This window comes from Microbacterium sp. ISL-103, assembly GCF_018613995.1.
Lineage (GTDB): Bacteria > Actinomycetota > Actinomycetes > Actinomycetales > Microbacteriaceae > Microbacterium.
In genome coordinates, this window is record NZ_JAGGPD010000419.1 from 1 (window position 1) to 3,568 (window position 3,568).

Annotated in this window: 4 protein-coding genes; 1 reads left to right on the forward strand and 3 read right to left on the reverse strand. The window is 71.2% G+C overall.

What is annotated here, in order from left to right; genetic code table 11:
- Positions 1 to 1,062, forward strand: a 1,062-nt coding sequence (locus J7E68_RS14925; protein WP_215173889.1) for a pyridoxal phosphate-dependent aminotransferase, incomplete at its 5' end; no start/stop codon positions are given.
- 31 nt (positions 1,063 to 1,093) lie between these two features.
- On the opposite strand, the gene J7E68_RS14930 is transcribed toward J7E68_RS14925, so the two are convergent.
- The 3 genes from J7E68_RS14930 to J7E68_RS14940 are packed head-to-tail and all read right to left on the reverse strand — an operon-like array spanning position 1,094 to position 3,489.
- Complete coding sequence (locus J7E68_RS14930) at positions 1,094 to 1,495, reverse strand: glyoxalase/bleomycin resistance/extradiol dioxygenase family protein (protein ID WP_215173891.1); 402 nt, start codon at positions 1,493 to 1,495, stop codon at positions 1,094 to 1,096.
- Positions 1,496 to 1,526: 31 nt separating this feature from the next.
- A complete protein-coding gene (locus J7E68_RS14935; protein ID WP_215173892.1) occupies positions 1,527 to 2,888 on the reverse strand; it encodes an AMP-binding protein in 1,362 nt (453 codons plus the stop codon).
- Positions 2,881 to 3,489 (reverse strand): phosphohydrolase, encoded by a 609-nt coding sequence (locus J7E68_RS14940; RefSeq protein WP_215173893.1) that lies wholly within the window; start codon positions 3,487 to 3,489, stop codon positions 2,881 to 2,883. The genes J7E68_RS14935 and J7E68_RS14940 overlap by 8 nt, the downstream gene beginning before the upstream one ends.
- Positions 3,490 to 3,568: the final 79 nt, after the last annotated feature.

The following is a 3,568-nucleotide window of genomic DNA, read 5'->3' on the forward strand; positions in this document are numbered from 1 at the left end:
GCGACTCCGCAGTTCATCGTGGATGCGGCCGCCGAGGCGCTGGCCGACCCCGCGAGCTACCGGTACACCCCGGCCCCGGGGCTCCCGGCGCTGCGCGAGGCGATCGCCGCGAAGACGCTGCGCGACTCGGGTCTTGCGGTCTCGCCGAGCCAGGTCATCGTGACCAACGGCGGCAAGCAGTCGGTGTACCAGGCCTTCCAGGCCGTGGTGAACCCGGGTGACGAGGTGCTGCTGCCGGCGCCGTACTGGACCACCTATCCCGAGGCGATCCGCCTCGCCGACGGCACACCGGTCGAGGTCTTCGCCGGCGCCGACCAGGACTACAAGGTCACCGTCGAGCAGCTCGAGGCCGCTCGCACCGACCGCACGACCGTGCTCGTGTTCGTCTCGCCCTCCAACCCGACCGGTTCCGTCTACACCGCTGAAGAGACCCGGGCCACCGGCGAATGGGCGCTCGAGCACGGCATCTGGGTGATCTCGGATGAGATCTACCAGAACCTCACCTACGAGGGCATCACGGCGACCTCCATCGTCGAGGCCGTTCCTGCTCCCGCTGGCCAGACCATCCTCGTCAACGGCGTCGCGAAGACCTACGCGATGACCGGATGGAGTGTGGGCTGGATGGTCGGCCCCGCGGATGCCATCAAGATCGCCGGCAACCTGCAGTCGCACCTGTCGAGCAACGTCAACAACGTCGCCCAGAAGGCCGCGATCGCAGCCCTGAACGGCCCCCAGACCGAGGCCGAGCAGTTCCGCGAGGCCTTCGACCGCCGACGCCGCCTCATCGTGTCGGAGCTGTCGAAGATCGACGGCCTCGTGGTGCCGAACCCGCTCGGCGCGTTCTACGTGTACCCCGACGTGCAGGGCCTGCTCGGCCGCACGTGGGACGGCGTGACGCCGACCACCTCGCTCGAGCTCGCGGACTTCATCCTCGAGCGCGCCGAGGTCGCCGTCGTTCCGGGTGAGGCCTTCGGCCCCTCTGGATACATCCGCATGTCTTACGCCCTCGGCGACGACCAGCTGCTCGAGGGCGTGCAGCGGCTTCAGCGCCTGTTCGCCTGACGCACCTGCGTCGTGCCTGCGCTCGCGGGCGTCACTCCTCGTCGTGGAATCCGATGAGCCAGCGGATGCCGTACCGATCGATCACCGTGCCGTCGTAGTCGCCCCAGGGCCTCTTCTGCAGCGCGTCGATCACGCGACCCTCCGCGGCGAGCTGGTCGAACCAGCTCGCCAGCGTGGACGCATCCGCGGTTCCCAGCAGCGACAGGAACATGCCGCTCATCTGCACGGCGTCGTCATCGGCACCCGCGTCGGCCCCGGCCAGTTCGACCGGTCCCGAGAGCTGGCCGTGCGCGATCGCGTCTCCCGGCCCGTCATGGCGACCGGCTTCGGCGTAGTCGAGCAGCTGGAGCTGCCCGCCGAAGACCGAGCGATAGTGCTCGAGAGCCTCGGAGGCGTTGCCGGGGAACAGCAGGTACGGGATCAGTCCGCTCATGCCGCGAGTGTACGGCGAACGGGCGGCCCTGTCAGTCCGCGACGGCGCTGCGATAGCGCCGGGGCTTGCCCTCGCCGAGGTCGGCGAGGCGCTCGACGCGGTGCAGGTCGATCGGCGACGAGAGCAGCGCATCCAACGCGGTGCGGATGCCGTCGTCGTCGCCTCCGACGATGACCGCGCGCACCCGGCCGTCGGCACTCTGATCGACAGACCATCCCTGGGCGCCGTGGGCCTGCAGCTGCTGTGTCAGCTCGACGCAGGGCACGAGGGATCCGTCTGCCGCACGGAAGCGCGTGTTCTGCCGCCCTTCGAGGTCGGCGATGCCGAGCGTGCCGTCGTCGAAGCGCATCAGGCGCCCGTAGTCACCCGTGCGGTAGCGAACGAGCGGGAGCAGTGGGTTCTCCCCCGCGGTCACCACGATCTCGCCGACGGTGCCCTCCGGCACGGCGACATCGTCCTTCGGGTCGAGCACCTCGACATGCACGCGGCGATCGAGGATCCGAAAGGGGCCGTCGTCGACGCGCGCCGCGACCGGCCGCGTCTCGTGCAGCCCGTACACATCGATCACCGGGCACCCGAACGCCGCCTCGAGCCGCGCACGCAGGGGCGCTGACAGGGCCATCGCACCCGAGAAGATCACCGACGGATGCAGCACCGAGTCGAGGCCGCCGTCCAGCAGCTCGGCGAGGCTCGTGGGATGACCGCTGAGGATCTGCGGGTCCGCGTCGGCGAGGAATCTGTCGCGCGCTGCGACATCGGCCCATGCCGACGGATGCAGATTGAGCCGCGCCATCGCGCGATGACCGAAGCTCGAGATCACTGAGACGTATGTGAACGCCTGACGTTGGAAGACGAGGTTCGCCACCGCCAGTCTCTCGCCGTCCGGTGTCACCTGCGCACCCGCCGCCGCGGCGAGCGCCGTGAGCAGGTGGAAGCCGCGTGCCACCTCCTCGACGTCGTCGGGGATCAGCAGCGCAGCTCCCGTCGATCCCGAGCTCGTGCCGTGCAGCATCCTCGAGAGGTCCGCGTCGAGGGGAACGAAGGCCGCGAGGTCGTCGACCAGGTCGCCCCGAGAGATGGTCGGATAGTCGCCGAGCACCGCGTCCGTCGGCATCCCTCGGTAGCGCAGCGTGCGCCGAACGGCACCCAGGTGCTCCGCGAGCCAGTCGTCGGTCGAGAGGGGATGCCGCACACGCCCCGCCTGCGCGGCCGTGAGCCGGTCGCCGGTCGCGTGGGTCCAGTGCGGGGCATCCGAGTGCGTGCGCCACCGCCTCAGCCTCGCCGCACCGGCTGCGTCGAGAGTCGGCCAGCGCTCCGCATCGGAGAGCACAGCGGCCTCTCCCGGCGCGTACTCGGCGAGGGTCAGCGCCCCGCGGAGGTCGGGGTCACTCACTGGAGTACCGCGCCGCCGCTTCCTTGCGGCGGGCCTCTTCGAGCTTGCGGGCGATGTCGGCGCGGTGTCGATGACCTTCGTAGGCCTCGGCGAGCGCGCGGTCGCGGGCGAGCGAGTCGCACGCGGCGAGCAGGGAGGCTGCCGTCTCGGCATCCTCTCCGGCCGGAAGGAGACCGCACCAGAGCAGGAAGGTGCGGGCGGCCTCGGTACGCCGCTCATCGTCGGAGGTCCACTCCGATGGCGGGGCGATCGGCGCCACGCGCAGTGCCAGCGCGTCGACCGCGAGCGCCGTCCACCCGGTCGAGAGCGCAGGGTCCAGTGGCTCGATCAGTCCCTCGGCGGCGACCAGCCACAGGCCCATCGCCGCGCCCTGGCGCACGCGCGGATCGTCTTCGAAGCGCTGCGCGACGATCTGCCCGCCGAGGATGTCCCCGGCGAGCGCGCGCAGCGACACGCGCCCGTCGAGGAACTCCTGCGGGACCCGGGAGATGCGCGCGGCGACGGATTCGAGTGACGGGCCCGGACGTGCCCGAGCCCATGCCTCGGCCTCTCCGCCCGACCTCTCGCTCCACGCCGCCAGCAGCCCCCCGGCCTCACCCATGCAGGGCCTCCCCGAGGATCGCGCACCCCCCCCGTGCGTCGTCCACCCACCCCCCGTACACCCCCCCCCCCCCCCCCCC

Coding starts and splice junctions, on each gene's coding strand:
- J7E68_RS14940 (WP_215173893.1), bottom strand. CDS start 3,489: ATGGGTGAGGCCGGGGGGCTGCTGGCGGCGTGGAGCGAGAGGTCGGGC.
- J7E68_RS14930 (WP_215173891.1), bottom strand. CDS start 1,495: ATGAGCGGACTGATCCCGTACCTGCTGTTCCCCGGCAACGCCTCCGAG.